Here is a 16,607-nt window from a genome sequence, read left to right on the forward strand (position 1 = left end):
AAACAATATAACATGACTAATGAGAATGAATTTCCGTTGAAACATTAGGTTACAGGAGCCCGCCGCCGGGCTCCTTCACGCGGTTATTCCTCTTCTTTGACCGGCGCAGGCGGCGGACGCAAACCAATTTCCGCCGAGAGCTTGATCTCTTTGCCGTTGCGCATCACCTGAATCGCCACCTTGTCGGTCGGCTTGATCCGCGCCACCTGGTTCATCGACTTGCGGCCATCGCCGGCCGGTTCGCCGTCGATGCTGAGGATTACGTCGCCCAATTGCAGGCCGGCTTTCTGCGCCGGCCCGTCGCGGAAGATCCCGGCGACCACAATGCCCGGGCGCCCGGTCAGGCCAAACGACTCGGCGAGTTCCTTGGTCAGCGGCTGCACTTCAATACCCAGCCAGCCACGAATGACCTGGCCGTGCTCAATGATCGACTTCATCACCTCCATCGCCAATTTCACCGGGATCGCGAAACCGATGCCTTGGGAGCCGCCGGACTTGGAGAAGATCGCCGTGTTGATGCCGGTCAGGTTGCCATTGGCATCCACCAGCGCGCCGCCGGAGTTGCCCGGGTTGATCGCAGCGTCGGTCTGGATAAAGTCTTCGTAGCTGTTAAGGCCCAGCTGGTTACGCCCGGTGGCGCTGATGATGCCCATGGTCACGGTCTGGCCGACGCCAAACGGGTTGCCGATGGCCAACGCCACATCACCCACGCGCAAGGCTTCGGAGCGGCCGATAGTGATCGACGGCAGGCTTTTCAAATCGATTTTCAGCACCGCGAGGTCGGTTTCCGGATCGCTGCCGACCACACGGGCCAGGGTTTCGCGGCCGTCACGCAGGGCCACCACGATCTGGTCGGCGCCCGTGGTTACGTGGTTGTTGGTGAGGATGTAGCCTTCCGGGCTCATGATCACCCCGGAACCGAGGCTCGATTCCATACGGCGCTGCTTGGGCCCGTTGTCACCGAAATAGCGGCGAAATTGCGGGTCTTCAAACAAAGGATGCGCCGGTTTGTTGATGACCTTGGTGGTGTACAGGTTGACCACCGCCGGCGCTGCGATGACGACGGCGTCTGCATAGGTCACCGGGCCTTGCACCACCGAGTTGGTTTGCGGGGCCTGTTGCAGGTTCACATCCAGGCTGGGCAAGCCCACCCACTGGGGGTAGCGCTGAATAATCAGCGTCGCGATCAGCACGCCAGCCAACAATGGCCATCCAAAAAAACGCAGTGCCTTGAGCATCAAGTAAGTCCTGACAGGTTGCAGGGGGCGGGAGAGCGCCCATAATGTCGCGCATTATACGAGGCTGCGAGCGCCTCGGAACGGGATATTTAGGAGTCTTTTATGGCCGTCCCCCTTAGCACCCTCGTCGAGGAAGCGGACCGCTACCTCGGCAGCGCAAAAATTGCCGATTACTGCCCCAACGGCCTGCAAGTGGAAGGGCGCCCGCAGGTGATGCGCATCGTCAGCGGCGTCACCGCCAGCCAGGCGTTGCTGGATGCGGCGGTCGAAGCCCAGGCCGATCTGATCCTGGTGCACCACGGGTATTTCTGGAAGGGCGAAAACCCGTGCATCACCGGCATGAAGCAGCGCCGCCTGAAAACCCTGCTCAAGCACGACATCAGTTTGCTGGCCTATCACCTGCCGCTGGACCTGCATGCCGACGTGGGCAACAACGTTCAATTGGCTCGCCAGCTGGACATTACCGTCGAAGGCCCGCTGGACCCGAACAACCCGAAAATCGTCGGCCTGGTCGGCTCGCTGGCGGAGCCTTTGTCGCCCCGCGACTTCGCGCGCCGCGTGCAGGAAGTGATGGGCCGCGAGCCACTGCTGATCGAAGGCAGCGAAATGATCCGCCGCGTCGGCTGGTGCACCGGTGGTGGCCAGGGTTACATCGATCAGGCGATTGCCGCCGGCGTTGACCTGTTTTTGAGCGGCGAAGCGTCCGAGCAAACCTTCCACAGCGCCCGCGAAAACGACATCAGCTTTATCGCCGCCGGCCACCACGCCACCGAGCGCTACGGCGTGCAGGCGCTGGGCGATTACCTGGCACGGCGCTTTGCGCTGGAGCATTTATTCATCGATTGCCCGAACCCGATCTAAAGAACACCAAGGCTCAAATGTGGGAGCTGGCTTGCCTGCGATTGCATCACTTTGGTTTGCCTGAATGACCGAGGTGCCTGTATCGCAGGCAAGCCAGCTCCCACAAAAGCCAGCTTCCACAAGCCAAACCGGGCGGTATATTCATATACCGTTTCGATCTAGCCCGCGCCCTGAATAGAAGAAGGTGCTGTGCTAGCATGCCCCGCTCGAACACGGCCCGCTGGCCGTCCATAAGATCGTTTTTCCGTGAGTAGCCATGGTCGACAAACTGACGCATCTGAAACAGCTGGAGGCGGAAAGCATCCACATCATCCGCGAGGTCGCCGCCGAGTTCGATAACCCGGTGATGCTCTACTCGATCGGTAAAGACTCCGCCGTGATGCTGCACCTGGCGCGCAAGGCTTTCTTCCCGGGCAAACTGCCGTTCCCGGTGATGCACGTCGACACCCGCTGGAAATTCCAGGAGATGTACAAGTTCCGCGACAAAATGGTCGAAGAGCTGGGCCTGGACCTGATCACCCACATCAACCCGGACGGCGTGGCGCAGAACATCAACCCGTTCACCCACGGCAGCGCCAAGCACACCGACATCATGAAGACCGAAGGCCTCAAACAGGCCCTGGACAAGCATGGTTTCGACGCAGCGTTCGGCGGTGCCCGTCGCGATGAAGAGAAATCCCGCGCCAAAGAGCGCGTGTACTCGTTCCGCGACAGCAAGCACCGCTGGGACCCGAAAAACCAGCGCCCGGAGCTGTGGAACGTCTACAACGGCAACGTCAACAAGGGCGAATCCATCCGCGTGTTCCCGCTGTCCAACTGGACCGAGCTGGATATCTGGCAGTACATCTACCTGGAAGGCATCCCGATTGTGCCGCTGTACTTCGCCGCCGAGCGCGACGTGATCGAGAAGAACGGCACGTTGATCATGATCGACGACGACCGCATCCTTGAGCACTTGTCCGACGAAGACAAAGCCCGAATCGTCAAAAAGAAAGTACGTTTCCGTACCCTTGGCTGCTACCCGTTGACGGGCGCGGTGGAGTCCGAAGCCGAGACGCTGACGGACATCATTCAGGAAATGCTCCTGACGCGAACTTCCGAGCGCCAGGGCCGTGTCATCGACCACGATGGTGCAGGCTCGATGGAAGACAAAAAACGTCAGGGTTATTTCTAAGGGGTTGTCATGTCGCACGTATCTGATTTGATCAGCGAGGACATCCTCGCCTACCTGGGCCAGCACGAGCGCAAGGAAATGTTGCGCTTCCTGACCTGTGGCAACGTCGACGACGGCAAGAGCACCCTGATAGGGCGCCTGCTGCACGACTCCAAGATGATCTACGAAGATCACCTGGAAGCCATCACCCGCGATTCGAAAAAATCCGGCACCACCGGCGATGACATCGACCTGGCGTTGCTGGTCGACGGCCTGCAGGCCGAGCGCGAGCAGGGCATCACCATTGATGTTGCCTACCGCTACTTCTCCACCGCCAAGCGCAAATTCATCATTGCCGACACCCCCGGCCATGAGCAGTACACCCGCAACATGGCCACCGGTGCTTCCACCTGTGACCTGGCGATTATCCTGATTGACGCCCGTTACGGCGTGCAGACCCAGACCCGCCGCCACAGCTTTATCGCCTCGTTGCTGGGCATCAAACATATCGTGGTGGCCGTCAACAAGATGGACATCAATGGCTTCGATCAGAGCGTTTTCGAGCAGATCAAGGCCGATTACCTGAAGTTCGCCGATGGCATCGCGTTCAAGCCGAGCACCATGGCCTTCGTGCCGATGTCAGCGCTCAAGGGCGATAACGTGGTGAACAAGAGCGAGCGGTCGCCCTGGTACACCGGCCAGTCGCTGATGGAGATCCTCGAAACCGTCGAGATCGCCAACGACCGCAACTACACCGACCTGCGTTTCCCGGTGCAGTACGTCAACCGTCCGAACCTGAACTTCCGTGGTTTCGCCGGCACCCTGGCCAGCGGCATCGTGCACAAGGGCGACGAAGTCGTGGTGCTGCCGTCGGGCAAGAGCAGTCGCGTCAAATCCATTGTCACCTTTGAAGGTGAACTGGAACACGCCGGCCCAGGCCAGGCCGTGACCCTGACCATGGAAGACGAGATCGACATCTCCCGTGGCGACCTGTTGGTACACGCCGACAACGTGCCGCAAGTGACCGACGCGTTCGATGCCATGCTGGTGTGGATGGCCGAAGAACCGATGTTGCCGGGCAAGAAATACGACATCAAACGCGCCACCAGCCACGTGCCGGGTTCCATCACCAGCATTGTGCACCGTGTGGACGTGAACACCCTGGCCGAAGGCCCGGCGAGTTCGCTGCAGTTGAACGAGATCGGCCGGGTCAAGGTCAGCCTCGATGCCGCCATCGCGCTGGACGGTTACGACAGCAACCGCACCACCGGTGCGTTTATTGTCATCGACCGTTTGACCAACGGCACCGTGGCCGCGGGCATGATCATCGCGCCGCCGGTTAACCATGGCGGTTCCGGGCAACACGGCAGCCTCGCGCATGTCGCCACCGAAGAGCGTGCCCAGCGCTTCGGCCAGCAGCCAGCCACCGTGTTGTTCAGCGGCTTGTCGGGCGCGGGCAAAAGCACCCTGGCCTATGCGGTTGAGCGCAAGCTGTTCGACATGGGCCGTGCGGTGTTTGTACTGGACGGCCAGAACCTGCGCCACGACCTGAACAAAGGGCTGCCGCAGGACCGTGCCGGGCGTACCGAGAACTGGCGCCGTGCTGCTCACGTGGCGCGTCAGTTCAACGAAGCGGGCTTGCTGACCCTGGCCGCATTCGTTGCCCCGGATGCCGAAGGGCGTGAACAGGCCAAAGCCTTGATCGGCAGCGACCGCCTGCTGACCGTGTACGTGCAGGCGTCGCCGCTGGTATGCGCCGAGCGTGATCCGCAAGGTTTGTACGCTGCCGGTGGGGATAACATCCCTGGCGAATCCTTCCCGTACGACGTGCCGTTGAACGCCGATCTGGTGATCGACACTCAGGCCCTGTCGCTGGAAGACAGCGTCAAGCAAGTGCTGGAGCTGTTGCGTCAGCGCGGCGCGATCTAAACCTAGCCGCCACTAAAAAGCCCGCCACCGATCACTCGGTGGCGGGCTTTTTCCATTCCCAAGGTTGGACTCAATCCATGTGGGAGCTGGCTTGCCTGCGATAGCTGCCTGCCAGTTGATACATGTGCAGCTGACCCACCGCTATCGCAGGCAAGCCAGCTCCCACAGGGTGATTACCTTTTGCCTGGAAATTGTGTGTGCAGTTTTTCCAGCAACTGATCCTTGTCTTCCCACAGCTTATTGATCCAGCCCTGAAACGCCGTCCGATACTCATCATCCTGCTCATAATTCTTGCCAATAAACCCGGCCGGAATCTGCACCTCTTCAAACTGCACCACTACATCCTTTACATTCCCGCACAGCAAATCCCAATATCCTGGGCGCCCGGCAGGGTAGTGAATGGTCACATTGACCAGCGACTTCAACTGCTCACCCATCGCATCCAACACAAACGCGATACCGCCAGCCTTGGGCTTGAGCAGATAGCGAAACGGCGATTTCTGCTGCGCATGCTTGCCCGGGGTAAACCGTGTGCCCTCGGCAAAGTTGAAAATGCCCACCGGGTTGTCGCGAAACTTCGCACAGGTCTTGCGCGTGGTTTCCAGGTCTTTACCTTTCTTCTCCGGGTGTTTCTCCAGGTAGGCCTTGGAGTAGCGCTTCATGAACGGAAAGCCCAGCGCCCACCATGCCAGACCAATCACCGGCACCCAGATCAGCTCTTGCTTGAGGAAGAACTTCAGCGGGCGAATCCGGCGGTTGAGCACGTATTGCAGCACCATGATGTCGACCCAGCTCTGGTGGTTGCTGGTCACCAGGTACGAGTGCTCATAGTCCAGCCCTTCAAGACCGGTCAGGTGCCAGCGTGTGCGCCGCACCAGGTTCATCCAGCCCTTGTTGTTGGTCACCCAGGCTTCGTGGGTGTGGTTCATCAGCCATTCGCTGAAACGCTTGGCAAACGGCAGCGCCTTGAACAGCGCGACGATAAACAGAAACGAACACAGCAGAATGGTATTGAGCGCCAACAACAAGGACGCGATCACCCCGCGTACGGCGGCAGGCAGAAAATCCAGCATTTAGATATCCATAGGTCGGTTGGCGGCTTGAATCGCAGTCAGCGCGATGGTGTACACAATGTCGTCTACCTGGGCGCCACGGGGCAGGTCGTTGACCGGTTTGCGCAGGCCCTGGAGCATCGGCCCCAGGCTTACGCAATCGGCGCTGCGTTGCACGGCTTTGTGGGTGGTGTTGCCCGTGTTCAGGTCCGGGAACACAAACACCGTGGCCCTGCCAGCCACCTGGCTGTTGGGCGCCAGTTGCCGCGCCACGGTTTCGTTGGCGGCGGCGTCGTACTGCAAGGGGCCGTCGATCAGCAGCGAACTTTGCTGCTCGTGGGCGAGCAGGGTGGCTTCGCGGACTTTCTCCACTTCCTCACCGCTGGCTGAATCACCGCTGGAATAGCTGATCATCGCCACGCGCGGGGTAATCCCGAACGCGGCGGCCGAGTCGGCACTTTGCAGGGCGATTTCCGCCAGCTCGGCGGCGCTCGGGTGCGGGTTCATCACGCAGTCGCCATACACCAGCACTTGCTCGGGAAACAGCATGAAGAACACCGACGAGACCAGCGTGCAGCCCGGCGCGGTTTTAATCAGCTGCAGGGCCGGGCGGATGGTGTTGGCGGTGGAGTGAATGACGCCGGAGACCAGGCCGTCCACTTCATCCAGCGCGAGCATCATGGTGGCGATCACCACGGTGTCTTCCAGTTGCTGCTCGGCCATCGGCGCGTTGAGGCTTTTGCTCTTGCGCAGGGCGACCATCGGTTCGACGTAGCGCTGACGAATCAGGTCTGGGTCGAGAATTTCCAGGCCTTCGGGCAATTCGATGCCATGGGCGCGGGCCACTGCTTCCACATCCGCCGGCTTGGCCAGCAGCACGCAGCGCGCAATGCCTCGCGCCTGGCAGATGGCGGCGGCCTGCACGGTCAGCGGCTCGCTGCCTTCGGGCAGCACGATGCGCTTGTTGGCGGCCTGAGCGCGCTGGATCAACTGATAACGGAACACCGCCGGCGACAGGCGCATCTCCCGTGGCGTGCCGCAGCGTTGGTGCAACCAGCGCGCGTCGAGGTGGCTGGCGACGAAGTCGGTGATGATCTCCGCGCGCTCGCGGTCATCAATCGGGATTTCCTTGTTCAGGCTGTTGAGCTGGTTGGCGGTGTCGTAGGAGCCGGTGCTCACCGACAACACCGGCAACCCGGCCTGAAAGGCGCCACGGCACAGATCCATGATGCGCGGGTCGGGCAGGGTGTCGCTGGTCAGCAGCAGGCCGGCCAGGGGCACGCCGTTGATCGCGGCCAGGCTGACCGCGAGGATGATGTCGTCACGGTCGCCCGGAGTCACCACCAGCACGCCGGGCTTGAGCAGCTCCACGGTGTTGCGCATGGTGCGGGCGCAGATGATGATTTTGGTCATGCGCCGGGTTTCGTAATCACCGGCATTAAGGATCTGCGCGCCCATCAGGTCGGCCACGTCACGGGTACGCGGCGCATTGAGTTCGGGCTGGTAAGGGATGCAGCCGAGCAGGCGGAAATCGCCGCTGCGCAACAATGGCGAATGCTCTTTGAGGCGCGCCGAGAATGCCTCCATGCTTTCGTCGGTGCGCACTTTGTTGAGGATGACGCCGAGCACTTTCGGGTCTTTCGGGCCGCCGAACAGTTGGGCCTGCAACTCCACGCGGCCGGATAGCTCGGTGAGCACTTCGTTTTCCGGGGCGGAGACCAGAATCACTTCCGCATCCAGGCTCTTGGCCAGGTGCAGGTTGACCCGCGCCGCATAGCTGGCGCTGCGCGTTGGCACCATGCCTTCGACGATCAGCACGTCCTTGCCCACGGCGGCCTGCTGGTACAGGGTGATGATTTCTTCGAGCAACTCGTCGAGCTGGCCGTCGCCGAGCATGCGCTCAACATGGGCCAGGCCCAGTGGTTGCGGCGGTTTCAAACCGTGGGTGCGCGCCACCAGCTCGGTGGAGCGCTCGGGGCCGGTGTCGCCGGGATGCGGCTGGGCAATCGGTTTGAAGAAGCCGACTTTCAGCCCGGCTCGCTCAAGGGTACGCACCAGCCCAAGGCTGATGGAGGTCAGACCCACTCCAAAATCGGTGGGCGCGATAAAAAAAGTCTGCATGCGAATTCTCTGGAGGTGCATGGCTTGGGTGGCGCTCTATGGCTGAGTGCCTACCGCGAATCAGGTGCCAAGGTTATCGTTATTCGCGTGCTTGCGCACACCAGCCGCAAGCAAAGGGTTGGCCTATTTTTTCAAGGCGTTGCGCGGGGTCAAGCACCCAGGCGCGAGACTGCCAGGGCGGCTGGTGGCGCAGGTGTTGGGTGTGGCCGCAGGACAGCTCGGCCACCCAGTGCCGGTCTTCGTCCGTGTGGAAGCCGATGATGAAGGTTGCCGTTGATCGGCTCCGTCCGTCCGGGTTCTGTTCGCTTTCGGGCAAATCCTTGTTTAGACTTGTCCGTTCTTCATTCTTATGCAAAAGGTCTCGCCCCATGACGATCGCCGCTAACAAGGCTGTCTCCATCGACTATACCCTGACCAACGACGCTGGTGAGGTCATCGACAGCTCCGCCGGCGGCGCGCCGCTGGTCTACCTGCAAGGCGCAGGTAACATTATCCCGGGCCTGGAGAAGGCTCTGGAAGGCAAAAACGTCGGTGATGAACTGACTGTTGCCGTAGAACCTGAAGATGCCTACGGCGAATACTCCGCTGAGCTGGTCAGCACGTTGAGCCGCAGCATGTTCGAAGGCGTAGACGAGCTGGAAGTGGGCATGCAGTTCCACGCTTCCGCGCCGGACGGCCAAATGCAGATCGTGACCATCCGTGATCTGGACGGCGACGACGTGACGGTTGACGGTAACCACCCGCTGGCTGGCCAGCGCCTGAACTTCCAGGTGAAGATCGTTGCCATCCGCGACGCTTCCCAGGAAGAAGTGGCCCACGGCCACGTCCACGGTGAAGGCGGTCATCAGCACTGATTGATGTAATGATCAGTTGCTAGCAAAAACGCCCCGACTGGATCGGGGCGTTTTTTTGTGCCTAAAGAATGTACACGGTCCGAATGTGGGAGCGGGCTTGCCCGCGATTGCGGTGGGTCAGCGATGTATAAGGTGGCTGACACGCCCTCATCGCGGGCAAGTCGAATCGTCGCACCGCCGCTCCCACATTGGGATCTGTACAGTCCATAAATCAGGCACAAACAAAAATGCCCCGGACCTTTCGATCCGGGGCATTTCTTAACTGTTGCGTAACCTGGGTTACGCGGCAGTTGTTACCACTTAGGCTGCTGCAGCGACGTTCAGAGCCTTGATGTGGCCATTCAGGCGGCTCTTATGACGAGCGGCCTTGTTCTTGTGGATGATGCCTTTATCGGCCATACGGTCGATAACTGGCACAGCCAGAACGTAAGCTGCTTGAGCTTTTTCAGCGTCTTTGGTGTCGATGGCTTTAACTACATTCTTGATGTAGGTACGAACCATGGAACGCAGGCTGGCGTTGTGGCTGCGACGCTTCTCAGCCTGTTTTGCACGTTTTTTGGCGGAAGGTGTGTTGGCCACCGTCGAGCTCCTCGAAAGACTTTTTAGGAAATAGCAAACAAAATAGGCCGCGAATCATGCCGATGACTTGATGGGTTGTCAAGGGCGGCTGATGCGAACTGCTGAGTGGTCGATCTGAAGAGGCGGGTGATTTATTTCCGGCGCTTGACCTGTAAACTCGCGAGCTTTGGCTCTGTGCTGTTGCAGGCGCGCAGTATCGCATAAACAGGCGCTTTGTTCGCCTGCTCTTTATCTAAAGGCGCAAACTCTTTCAATGAATCTGCTCAAATCGTTGGCTGCCGTCAGCTCTATCACGATGATCTCCCGGGTTTTGGGGTTTGTGCGTGACACCCTGCTGGCGCGTATTTTTGGCGCCAGCATGGCCACGGATGCGTTCTTTATTGCCTTTAAATTGCCCAACCTGCTGCGGCGGATCTTCGCCGAAGGCGCATTTTCCCAGGCGTTCGTGCCGATCCTGGCCGAATACAAGAGCCAGCAGGGCGAAGAAGCGACCCGCACCTTTATTGCCTATGTGTCGGGCCTGCTGACCCTCGTGCTGATGCTGGTGACCATCGCCGGCATGCTCGCCGCGCCCTGGGTGATCTGGGCCACGGCGCCCGGTTTTGCCAACACGCCGGAAAAATTCGCCCTGACCACTGATCTGCTGCGGGTGACCTTTCCTTATATATTGCTGATTTCCCTGTCGTCCCTCGCCGGGGCGATCCTCAATACCTGGAACCGTTTCTCGGTGCCCGCCTTCGTGCCGACCCTGCTCAACGTCAGCATGATTATTTTCGCGCTGTTCCTGACGCCGTACTTTGACCCGCCGGTCATGGCGCTGGGTTGGGCAGTGCTGGCCGGTGGCCTGGCGCAATTGCTCTATCAACTGCCGCACCTGAAAAAAATCGGCATGCTCGTGCTGCCGCGTCTGAACCTCAAGGACACCGGCGTATGGCGCGTGATGCGCAACATGCTGCCGGCCATCCTCGGCGTTTCAGTGAGCCAGATTTCCTTGATCATCAACACGGCATTCGCCTCGTTGCTGGTCTCGGGCTCGGTGTCGTGGATGTACTACGCCGACCGCCTGATGGAGTTGCCGTCCGGCGTGCTCGGCGTAGCCCTCGGTACCATTTTGCTGCCGACCCTGTCGCGCACCTACGCCAGCAAGGACCGCCAGGAATACTCGCGCATCCTCGATTGGGGCCTGCGCCTGTGCTTTGTGCTGGTGCTGCCGTGCTCCCTGGCCTTGGGGATCCTGGCCGAGCCACTGACCGTGTCGCTGTTCCAGTACGGCCAATTCAGCGCGTTTGACGCGTCGATGACCCAGCGCGCGCTGATCGCCTATTCCGTCGGATTGCTCGGCATCATCGTGATCAAAGTGCTGGCGCCGGGCTTCTACGCCCAGCAGAACATCCGCACACCGGTGAAAATCGCGATTTTTACCCTGGTCGTCACTCAATTGCTCAACCTGGTGTTTATCGGCCCGCTGGCCCACGCCGGCTTGGCTTTGGCCATCAGCGCAGGCGCCTGCATCAATGCGGGCCTGCTGTTCTATCAACTGCGCAAACAGCAAATGTTTCAGCCGCAACCAGGCTGGGGGATGTTTGCCATCAAATTGCTGGTGGCGGTGGCGATGATGTCGGCCGTGTTGCTGGGGCTGATGCACTTCATGCCCGCCTGGGACGAGGGGCATATGCTCGAACGCTTCATGCGCCTTGGCATTCTGGTCGTGGCCGGTGTGGTGGTGTACTTCGGGATGTTGCTGCTGCAAGGCTTCCGCCTGCGGGATTTCAATCGCAAGTCCCTCGGCTAGAGACTTTACAGCGATAAAACGGTTGTTTTATCGATTCGATCCATTTGGCCTGCGCTGTTGCCTGTCGTCCGGGGCCGGGTGTGGTTATAATCGACCACTTTATGAGCAAGAAGCGCGTTATGCAGCTGGTTCGAGGTCTCCACAACCTGCGCCCCGAGCATCGGGGCTGCGTCGCCACTATTGGCAACTTTGACGGTGTTCACCGTGGCCACCAGGCTATCCTGGCCCGGCTGCGTGAACGTGCGGTCGAGTTGGGCGTGCCCAGCTGCGTGGTGATTTTCGAGCCACAGCCGCGTGAGTACTTCACCCCCGAGACGGCGCCGGCACGCCTGGCCCGCTTGCGGGACAAGCTGCAGCTGCTGGCTGAAGAAGGCGTGGACCGTGTCCTCTGCCTGGCCTTCAACCAGCGCCTGCAAAGCCTCAGTGCCGCCGAGTTCGTCGACCGTATTCTGGTGGATGGCCTGGGCGTGCAGCATCTGGAGGTCGGCGACGACTTCCGTTTTGGTTGCGACCGCGTGGGCGATTTCGATTTCCTGCAACACGCCGGCGTCAACCAGGGTTTTACCGTCGAAGCCGCGCAAACCGTCGAACTGGACGGCCTGCGCGTGAGCAGTACCCAGGTGCGTAACGCCCTGGCCGCTGCCGACTTCGCCTTGGCCGAGCGTTTGCTCGGTCGCCCGTTCCGCATTGCCGGGCGGGTTTTGCACGGCCAGAAGCTGGCGCGCCAACTGGGCACGCCAACGGCCAACGTGCAACTCAAGCGCCGTCGCGTACCGCTCACCGGGGTTTACCTGGTCAGCGTCGACATCGATGGCCAACCGTGGCCGGGAGTCGCCAACATAGGCGTCAGGCCCACGGTTGCAGGTGATGGCAAGGCCCACCTGGAAGTTCACCTTTTGGATTTTGCCGGTGATTTGTATGACCGGCGTTTGACGGTGGTTTTCCACCAGAAGCTGCGTGAAGAGCAGCGTTTCGCCTCGCTTGAGGCGTTGAAAACGGCGATCAATGCGGATGTCGCCGCCGCCCGTGCACTAGCCGCACCTAGCGCCCATCGCTAACCGAAGAGCCTTAAATGACCGACTATAAAGCCACGCTAAACCTTCCGGACACCGCCTTCCCAATGAAGGCCGGCCTGCCACAGCGCGAACCGCAGATCCTGCAGCGCTGGGACAGTATTGGCCTGTACGGAAAGTTGCGCGAAATTGGCAAGGATCGTCCGAAGTTCGTCCTGCACGACGGCCCTCCTTATGCCAACGGCACGATTCACATCGGTCATGCGCTGAACAAAATTCTCAAGGACATGATCCTGCGCTCGAAAACCCTGTCGGGCTTCGACGCACCTTATGTTCCGGGCTGGGACTGCCACGGCCTGCCGATCGAACACAAAGTCGAAGTGACCTACGGCAAGAACCTGGGCGCGGATAAAACCCGTGAACTGTGCCGTGCCTACGCCACCGAGCAGATCGAAGGGCAGAAGTCCGAATTCATCCGTCTGGGCGTGCTGGGCGAGTGGGACAACCCGTACAAAACCATGAACTTCACGAACGAGGCCGGTGAGATCCGTGCCTTGGCCGAAATCGTCAAGGGCGGTTTCGTGTTCAAGGGCCTCAAGCCTGTGAACTGGTGCTTCGACTGCGGTTCGGCCCTGGCCGAGGCCGAAGTCGAGTATGAAGAGAAGAAGTCCTCGACCATCGACGTCGCCTTCCCGATCGCCGACGAGGCCAAGCTGGCCCAGGCTTTCGGCCTGGCAAGCCTGAGCAAGCCAGCAGCCATCGTGATCTGGACCACCACCCCGTGGACCATCCCGGCCAACCAGGCGCTGAACGTGCATCCGGAATTCACCTACGCCCTGGTGGACGTCGGTGACCGCCTGCTAGTGCTCGCCGAGGAAATGGTTGAAGCCTGTCTGGCCCGTTACGAGCTGCAAGGTTCGGTGATCGCGACGACTACCGGTTCCGCGCTGGAACTGATCAACTTCCGTCACCCGTTCTATGACCGTCTGTCGCCGGTGTACCTGGCTGACTACGTTGAACTGGGTTCGGGCACCGGCGTGGTTCACTGCTCGCCTGCCTACGGCGTGGACGACTTCGTGATCTGCAAGAAGTACGGCCTGGTCAACGACGACATCATCAACCCGGTGCAAAGCAACGGCGTGTACGTACCGTCGCTGGAATTCTTCGGCGGCCAGTTCATCTTCAAAGCCGACCAGCCGATCATCGACAAGCTGCGTGAAGTCGGTGCACTGATGCAAACCGACATCATCAAGCACAGCTACATGCACTGCTGGCGCCACAAGACCCCGCTGATCTACCGCGCCACCGCGCAGTGGTTTATCGGCATGGACAAAGAGCCGACCAGCGGCGACACCTTGCGCAACCGTGCGATCAAGGCCATCGAAGAGACCACGTTCGTCCCGGCCTGGGGCCAGGCGCGCCTGCACTCGATGATCGCCAACCGTCCGGACTGGTGCATCTCCCGTCAGCGCAACTGGGGCGTGCCGATCCCGTTCTTCCTGAACAAGGAAAGCGGCGAACTGCACCCGCGCACCGTTGAACTGATGGAAGAAGTGGCCCAGCGCGTTGAACAGGAAGGCATCGAAGCCTGGTTCAAGCTGGACGCTGCCGAACTGCTGGGCGATGAAGCGCCGCAGTACGACAAGATCAGCGACACCCTCGACGTGTGGTTCGATTCCGGCACCACGCACTGGCATGTGCTGCGCGGCTCGCACCCGATGGGCCACGAAACCGGCCCGCGTGCCGACCTGTACCTAGAAGGCTCCGACCAACACCGTGGCTGGTTCCACTCGTCGCTGTTGACCGGTTGCGCCATCGACAACCACGCGCCGTACCGCGAATTGCTGACCCACGGCTTCACCGTCGACGAGACGGGCCGCAAGATGTCCAAGTCGCTGAAAAACGTGATCGAGCCGAAAAAAATCAACGACACCTTGGGCGCCGACATCATGCGTCTGTGGGTCGCTTCGACCGATTACTCGGGTGAAATCGCCGTGTCGGACCAGATCCTGGCCCGTAGCGCCGATGCCTACCGCCGCATCCGTAATACCGCACGCTTCCTGCTGTCGAACCTGACCGGTTTCAACCCGGCCACCGACATCCTGCCGGCCGAGGACATGCTCGCCCTGGACCGTTGGGCCGTGGACCGTACCCTGTTGCTGCAGCGCGAGTTGCAGGAAAGCTACGGCGAATACCGCTTCTGGAACGTGTACTCGAAGATCCACAACTTCTGCGTGCAGGAACTGGGCGGTTTCTACCTCGACATCATCAAGGACCGCCAGTACACCACCGGCGCCAACAGCAAGGCCCGCCGTTCGGCGCAGACCGCGCTGTACCACATCAGTGAAGCGCTGGTGCGCTGGATCGCACCGATCCTGGCGTTCACCGCCGACGAGCTGTGGGAATACCTGCCGGGCGAGCGTAACGAGTCCGTGATGCTCAACACCTGGTACGAAGGCCTGACCGAACTGCCGGCCGACTTCGAAATGGGCCGCGAGTACTGGGAAGGCGTGATGGCCGTGAAGGTTGCGGTGAACAAGGAGCTGGAAGTTCAGCGTGCGGCCAAGGCCGTCGGTGGCAACCTGCAAGCCGAAGTCACTCTGTTTGCCGAGGAAGGCCTGACCGCCGACTTGGCCAAGCTGAGCAACGAACTGCGCTTCGTGTTGATCACCTCCACCGCAAGCCTGGCACCGTTTGCCCAGGCCCCGGCGGATGCCTTGGCTACCGAAGTACCGGGCCTGAAACTCAAAGTGGTCAAGTCGGCCTTCCCTAAATGTGCCCGTTGCTGGCACTGCCGTGAAGACGTCGGCGTGAACCCGGAGCACCCGGAAATCTGCGGTCGTTGCGTCGACAACATCAGCGGTGCTGGCGAGGTTCGCCACTATGCCTAACGCAGCCGGCCGTTTTGGACGCCTGGGCTGGCTCGTATTGAGCGTGCTGGTGCTGATCATTGATCAGCTCAGCAAGGCTCATTTCGAGGGCGCCTTGCAGATGTACCAGCAGATTGTGGTCATTCCGGACTATTTCAGCTGGACCCTGGCCTACAACACCGGCGCGGCCTTCAGCTTTCTCGCTGATGGCGGCGGCTGGCAGCGCTGGCTGTTCGCCCTGATCGCCGTGGTGGTCAGTGCGGTGCTGGTCGTGTGGCTCAAGCGTCTTGGTCGCGATGACACCTGGCTTGCCATCGCCCTGGCCCTGGTGCTGGGCGGCGCGCTGGGCAACCTGTACGACCGCATTGCCCTCGGCCATGTGATCGACTTCATTCTGGTGCATTGGCAGAACCGCTGGTATTTCCCGGCGTTCAACTTTGCCGACAGCGCCATCACCGTCGGTGCAATCATGCTGGCGTTGGACATGTTCAAAAGCAAGAAAACCGGAGAGACCGTCAATGACTGATCAGGTATTGGCTGAGCAACGCATCGGCCAGAACACGGAAGTCACTTTGCATTTTGCACTGCGCCTGGAGAATGGCGACACGGTCGACAGCACGTTCGACAAAGCCCCGGCCACCTTCAAGGTCGGCGACGGCAACCTGCTGCCGGGTTTCGAAGCGGCCCTGTTCGGTTTCAAGGCCGGCGACAAGCGCACCCTGCAGATCCTGCCGGAAAACGCCTTTGGCCAGCCCAACCCGCAAAACGTGCAGATCATCCCGCGTTCGCAGTTCCAGGACATGGAGCTGTCGGAAGGCCTGTTGGTGATCTTTAACGATGCGGCCAATACTGAATTGCCAGGTGTGGTGAAAACTTTCGATGACGCGCAAGTGACCATCGACTTCAACCACCCGCTGGCCGGTAAAACCTTGACCTTTGATGTTGAAATATTCGACGTTAAAGCGCTCTGACTGACAGAGCCGGCTCGCGCAGGTGCTGGCTTCTGTGGGAGCTGGCTTGCCTGCGATGCAGACGACGCGGTACAGCAAGTACGCCGCGGCGATGCAATCGCAGGCAAGCCAGCTCCCACAAAAGCCGGTTCCTGCAAGGGTTGAGTTGATCTAATTTCTTGCGCTGCAAGACAC

Annotated in this window: 14 protein-coding genes; 9 read left to right on the forward strand and 5 right to left on the reverse strand. The window is 60.4% G+C overall.

Features of this window, described 5'->3' with window-relative positions; all coding sequences use genetic code 11:
* Nucleotides 1–83: 83 nt before the first annotated feature.
* On the reverse strand, nucleotides 84–1,238 hold the full coding sequence (algW, locus tag BFW87_RS15410) for a Do family serine endopeptidase AlgW (protein WP_078740641.1): 1,155 nt from the start codon (nucleotides 1,236–1,238) through the stop codon (nucleotides 84–86).
* Between the two features lie 102 nt (nucleotides 1,239–1,340).
* On the opposite strand from algW, the gene BFW87_RS15415 reads away from it, so the two are divergent.
* The 3 genes from BFW87_RS15415 to cysN all read left to right on the forward strand — a co-directional run bounded on the left by BFW87_RS15415 (nucleotide 1,341) and on the right by cysN (nucleotide 5,181).
* Nucleotides 1,341–2,099 carry a Nif3-like dinuclear metal center hexameric protein gene (locus BFW87_RS15415; protein WP_078740642.1) on the forward strand — a complete coding sequence of 253 codons (759 nt, stop codon included), beginning with the start codon at nucleotides 1,341–1,343 and terminating at the stop codon, nucleotides 2,097–2,099.
* Between the two features lie 256 nt (nucleotides 2,100–2,355).
* Nucleotides 2,356–3,273: a sulfate adenylyltransferase subunit CysD gene (gene cysD / locus BFW87_RS15420; RefSeq protein WP_003171640.1), complete on the forward strand. Its 918-nt coding sequence runs from the start codon at nucleotides 2,356–2,358 to the stop codon at nucleotides 3,271–3,273.
* A gap of 9 nt (nucleotides 3,274–3,282) precedes the next feature.
* On the forward strand, nucleotides 3,283–5,181 hold the full coding sequence (cysN, locus tag BFW87_RS15425; RefSeq protein WP_078740643.1) for a sulfate adenylyltransferase subunit CysN: 1,899 nt from the start codon (nucleotides 3,283–3,285) through the stop codon (nucleotides 5,179–5,181).
* Nucleotides 5,182–5,354: 173 nt separating this feature from the next.
* Here cysN and BFW87_RS15430 read toward each other — a convergent pair whose 3' ends face one another.
* From BFW87_RS15430 to BFW87_RS15440, 3 genes are all read right to left on the reverse strand, one after another.
* A complete protein-coding gene (locus tag BFW87_RS15430; RefSeq protein WP_078740644.1) occupies nucleotides 5,355–6,254 on the reverse strand; it encodes an acyltransferase in 900 nt (299 codons plus the stop codon).
* Nucleotides 6,255–8,354 (reverse strand): phosphate acetyltransferase, encoded by a 2,100-nt coding sequence (gene pta, locus BFW87_RS15435; RefSeq protein WP_078740645.1) that lies wholly within the window; start codon nucleotides 8,352–8,354, stop codon nucleotides 6,255–6,257.
* A 79-nt stretch (nucleotides 8,355–8,433) separates the two neighbouring features.
* On the reverse strand, nucleotides 8,434–8,724 hold the full coding sequence (locus BFW87_RS15440; protein ID WP_139372442.1) for a DUF3565 domain-containing protein: 291 nt from the start codon (nucleotides 8,722–8,724) through the stop codon (nucleotides 8,434–8,436).
* Here BFW87_RS15440 and BFW87_RS15445 point away from each other — a divergent pair.
* On the forward strand, nucleotides 8,723–9,208 hold the full coding sequence (locus BFW87_RS15445; RefSeq protein WP_016976314.1) for an FKBP-type peptidyl-prolyl cis-trans isomerase: 486 nt from the start codon (nucleotides 8,723–8,725) through the stop codon (nucleotides 9,206–9,208). The two genes, BFW87_RS15440 and BFW87_RS15445, sit on opposite strands and share 2 nt — an antisense overlap.
* A 300-nt stretch (nucleotides 9,209–9,508) precedes the next feature.
* Here the strand turns inward: BFW87_RS15445 and rpsT are convergent, their stop codons facing one another.
* Complete coding sequence (gene rpsT / locus BFW87_RS15450; protein WP_003171647.1) at nucleotides 9,509–9,787, reverse strand: 30S ribosomal protein S20; 279 nt, start codon at nucleotides 9,785–9,787, stop codon at nucleotides 9,509–9,511.
* A gap of 253 nt (nucleotides 9,788–10,040) precedes the next feature.
* On the opposite strand from rpsT, the gene murJ reads away from it, so the two are divergent.
* The 5 genes from murJ to fkpB all read left to right on the forward strand — a co-directional run bounded on the left by murJ (nucleotide 10,041) and on the right by fkpB (nucleotide 16,433).
* Nucleotides 10,041–11,579 (forward strand): murein biosynthesis integral membrane protein MurJ, encoded by a 1,539-nt coding sequence (gene murJ / locus BFW87_RS15460; protein ID WP_078740646.1) that lies wholly within the window; start codon nucleotides 10,041–10,043, stop codon nucleotides 11,577–11,579.
* 119 nt (nucleotides 11,580–11,698) lie between these two features.
* Nucleotides 11,699–12,637 carry a bifunctional riboflavin kinase/FAD synthetase gene (gene ribF / locus BFW87_RS15465; protein WP_078740647.1) on the forward strand — a complete coding sequence of 313 codons (939 nt, stop codon included), beginning with the start codon at nucleotides 11,699–11,701 and terminating at the stop codon, nucleotides 12,635–12,637.
* 14 nt (nucleotides 12,638–12,651) lie between these two features.
* Nucleotides 12,652–15,483 carry an isoleucine--tRNA ligase gene (ileS, locus tag BFW87_RS15470; RefSeq protein ID WP_078740648.1) on the forward strand — a complete coding sequence of 944 codons (2,832 nt, stop codon included), beginning with the start codon at nucleotides 12,652–12,654 and terminating at the stop codon, nucleotides 15,481–15,483.
* Nucleotides 15,476–15,988 carry a signal peptidase II gene (lspA, locus tag BFW87_RS15475; protein WP_078740649.1) on the forward strand — a complete coding sequence of 171 codons (513 nt, stop codon included), beginning with the start codon at nucleotides 15,476–15,478 and terminating at the stop codon, nucleotides 15,986–15,988. The genes ileS and lspA overlap by 8 nt, the downstream gene beginning before the upstream one ends.
* Before the next feature lie 7 nt (nucleotides 15,989–15,995).
* Nucleotides 15,996–16,433: an FKBP-type peptidyl-prolyl cis-trans isomerase gene (gene fkpB / locus BFW87_RS15480; protein WP_172979541.1), complete on the forward strand. Its 438-nt coding sequence runs from the start codon at nucleotides 15,996–15,998 to the stop codon at nucleotides 16,431–16,433.
* The last annotated feature ends 174 nt before the right edge of the window (nucleotides 16,434–16,607 follow it).

The sequence above is a fragment of the Pseudomonas fluorescens genome (genome assembly GCF_002022275.1).
Classification (GTDB): domain Bacteria; phylum Pseudomonadota; class Gammaproteobacteria; order Pseudomonadales; family Pseudomonadaceae; genus Aquipseudomonas; species Aquipseudomonas fluorescens_AJ.

What these genes read in the sequence shown, in the direction of transcription:
- algW (WP_078740641.1), bottom strand. Translation starts at nt 1,238, where the DNA reads ATGCTCAAGGCACTGCGTTTTTTTGGATGGCCATTGTTGGCTGGCGTG.
- BFW87_RS15415 (WP_078740642.1), top strand. Translation starts at nt 1,341, where the DNA reads ATGGCCGTCCCCCTTAGCACCCTCGTCGAGGAAGCGGACCGCTACCTC.
- cysD (WP_003171640.1), top strand. Translation starts at nt 2,356, where the DNA reads ATGGTCGACAAACTGACGCATCTGAAACAGCTGGAGGCGGAAAGCATC.
- cysN (WP_078740643.1), top strand. Translation starts at nt 3,283, where the DNA reads ATGTCGCACGTATCTGATTTGATCAGCGAGGACATCCTCGCCTACCTG.
- BFW87_RS15430 (WP_078740644.1), bottom strand. Translation starts at nt 6,254, where the DNA reads ATGCTGGATTTTCTGCCTGCCGCCGTACGCGGGGTGATCGCGTCCTTG.
- pta (WP_078740645.1), bottom strand. Translation starts at nt 8,354, where the DNA reads ATGCAGACTTTTTTTATCGCGCCCACCGATTTTGGAGTGGGTCTGACC.
- BFW87_RS15445 (WP_016976314.1), top strand. Translation starts at nt 8,723, where the DNA reads ATGACGATCGCCGCTAACAAGGCTGTCTCCATCGACTATACCCTGACC.
- BFW87_RS15440 (WP_139372442.1), bottom strand. Translation starts at nt 8,724, where the DNA reads ATGGGGCGAGACCTTTTGCATAAGAATGAAGAACGGACAAGTCTAAAC.
- murJ (WP_078740646.1), top strand. Translation starts at nt 10,041, where the DNA reads ATGAATCTGCTCAAATCGTTGGCTGCCGTCAGCTCTATCACGATGATC.
- ribF (WP_078740647.1), top strand. Translation starts at nt 11,699, where the DNA reads ATGCAGCTGGTTCGAGGTCTCCACAACCTGCGCCCCGAGCATCGGGGC.
- ileS (WP_078740648.1), top strand. Translation starts at nt 12,652, where the DNA reads ATGACCGACTATAAAGCCACGCTAAACCTTCCGGACACCGCCTTCCCA.
- lspA (WP_078740649.1), top strand. Translation starts at nt 15,476, where the DNA reads ATGCCTAACGCAGCCGGCCGTTTTGGACGCCTGGGCTGGCTCGTATTG.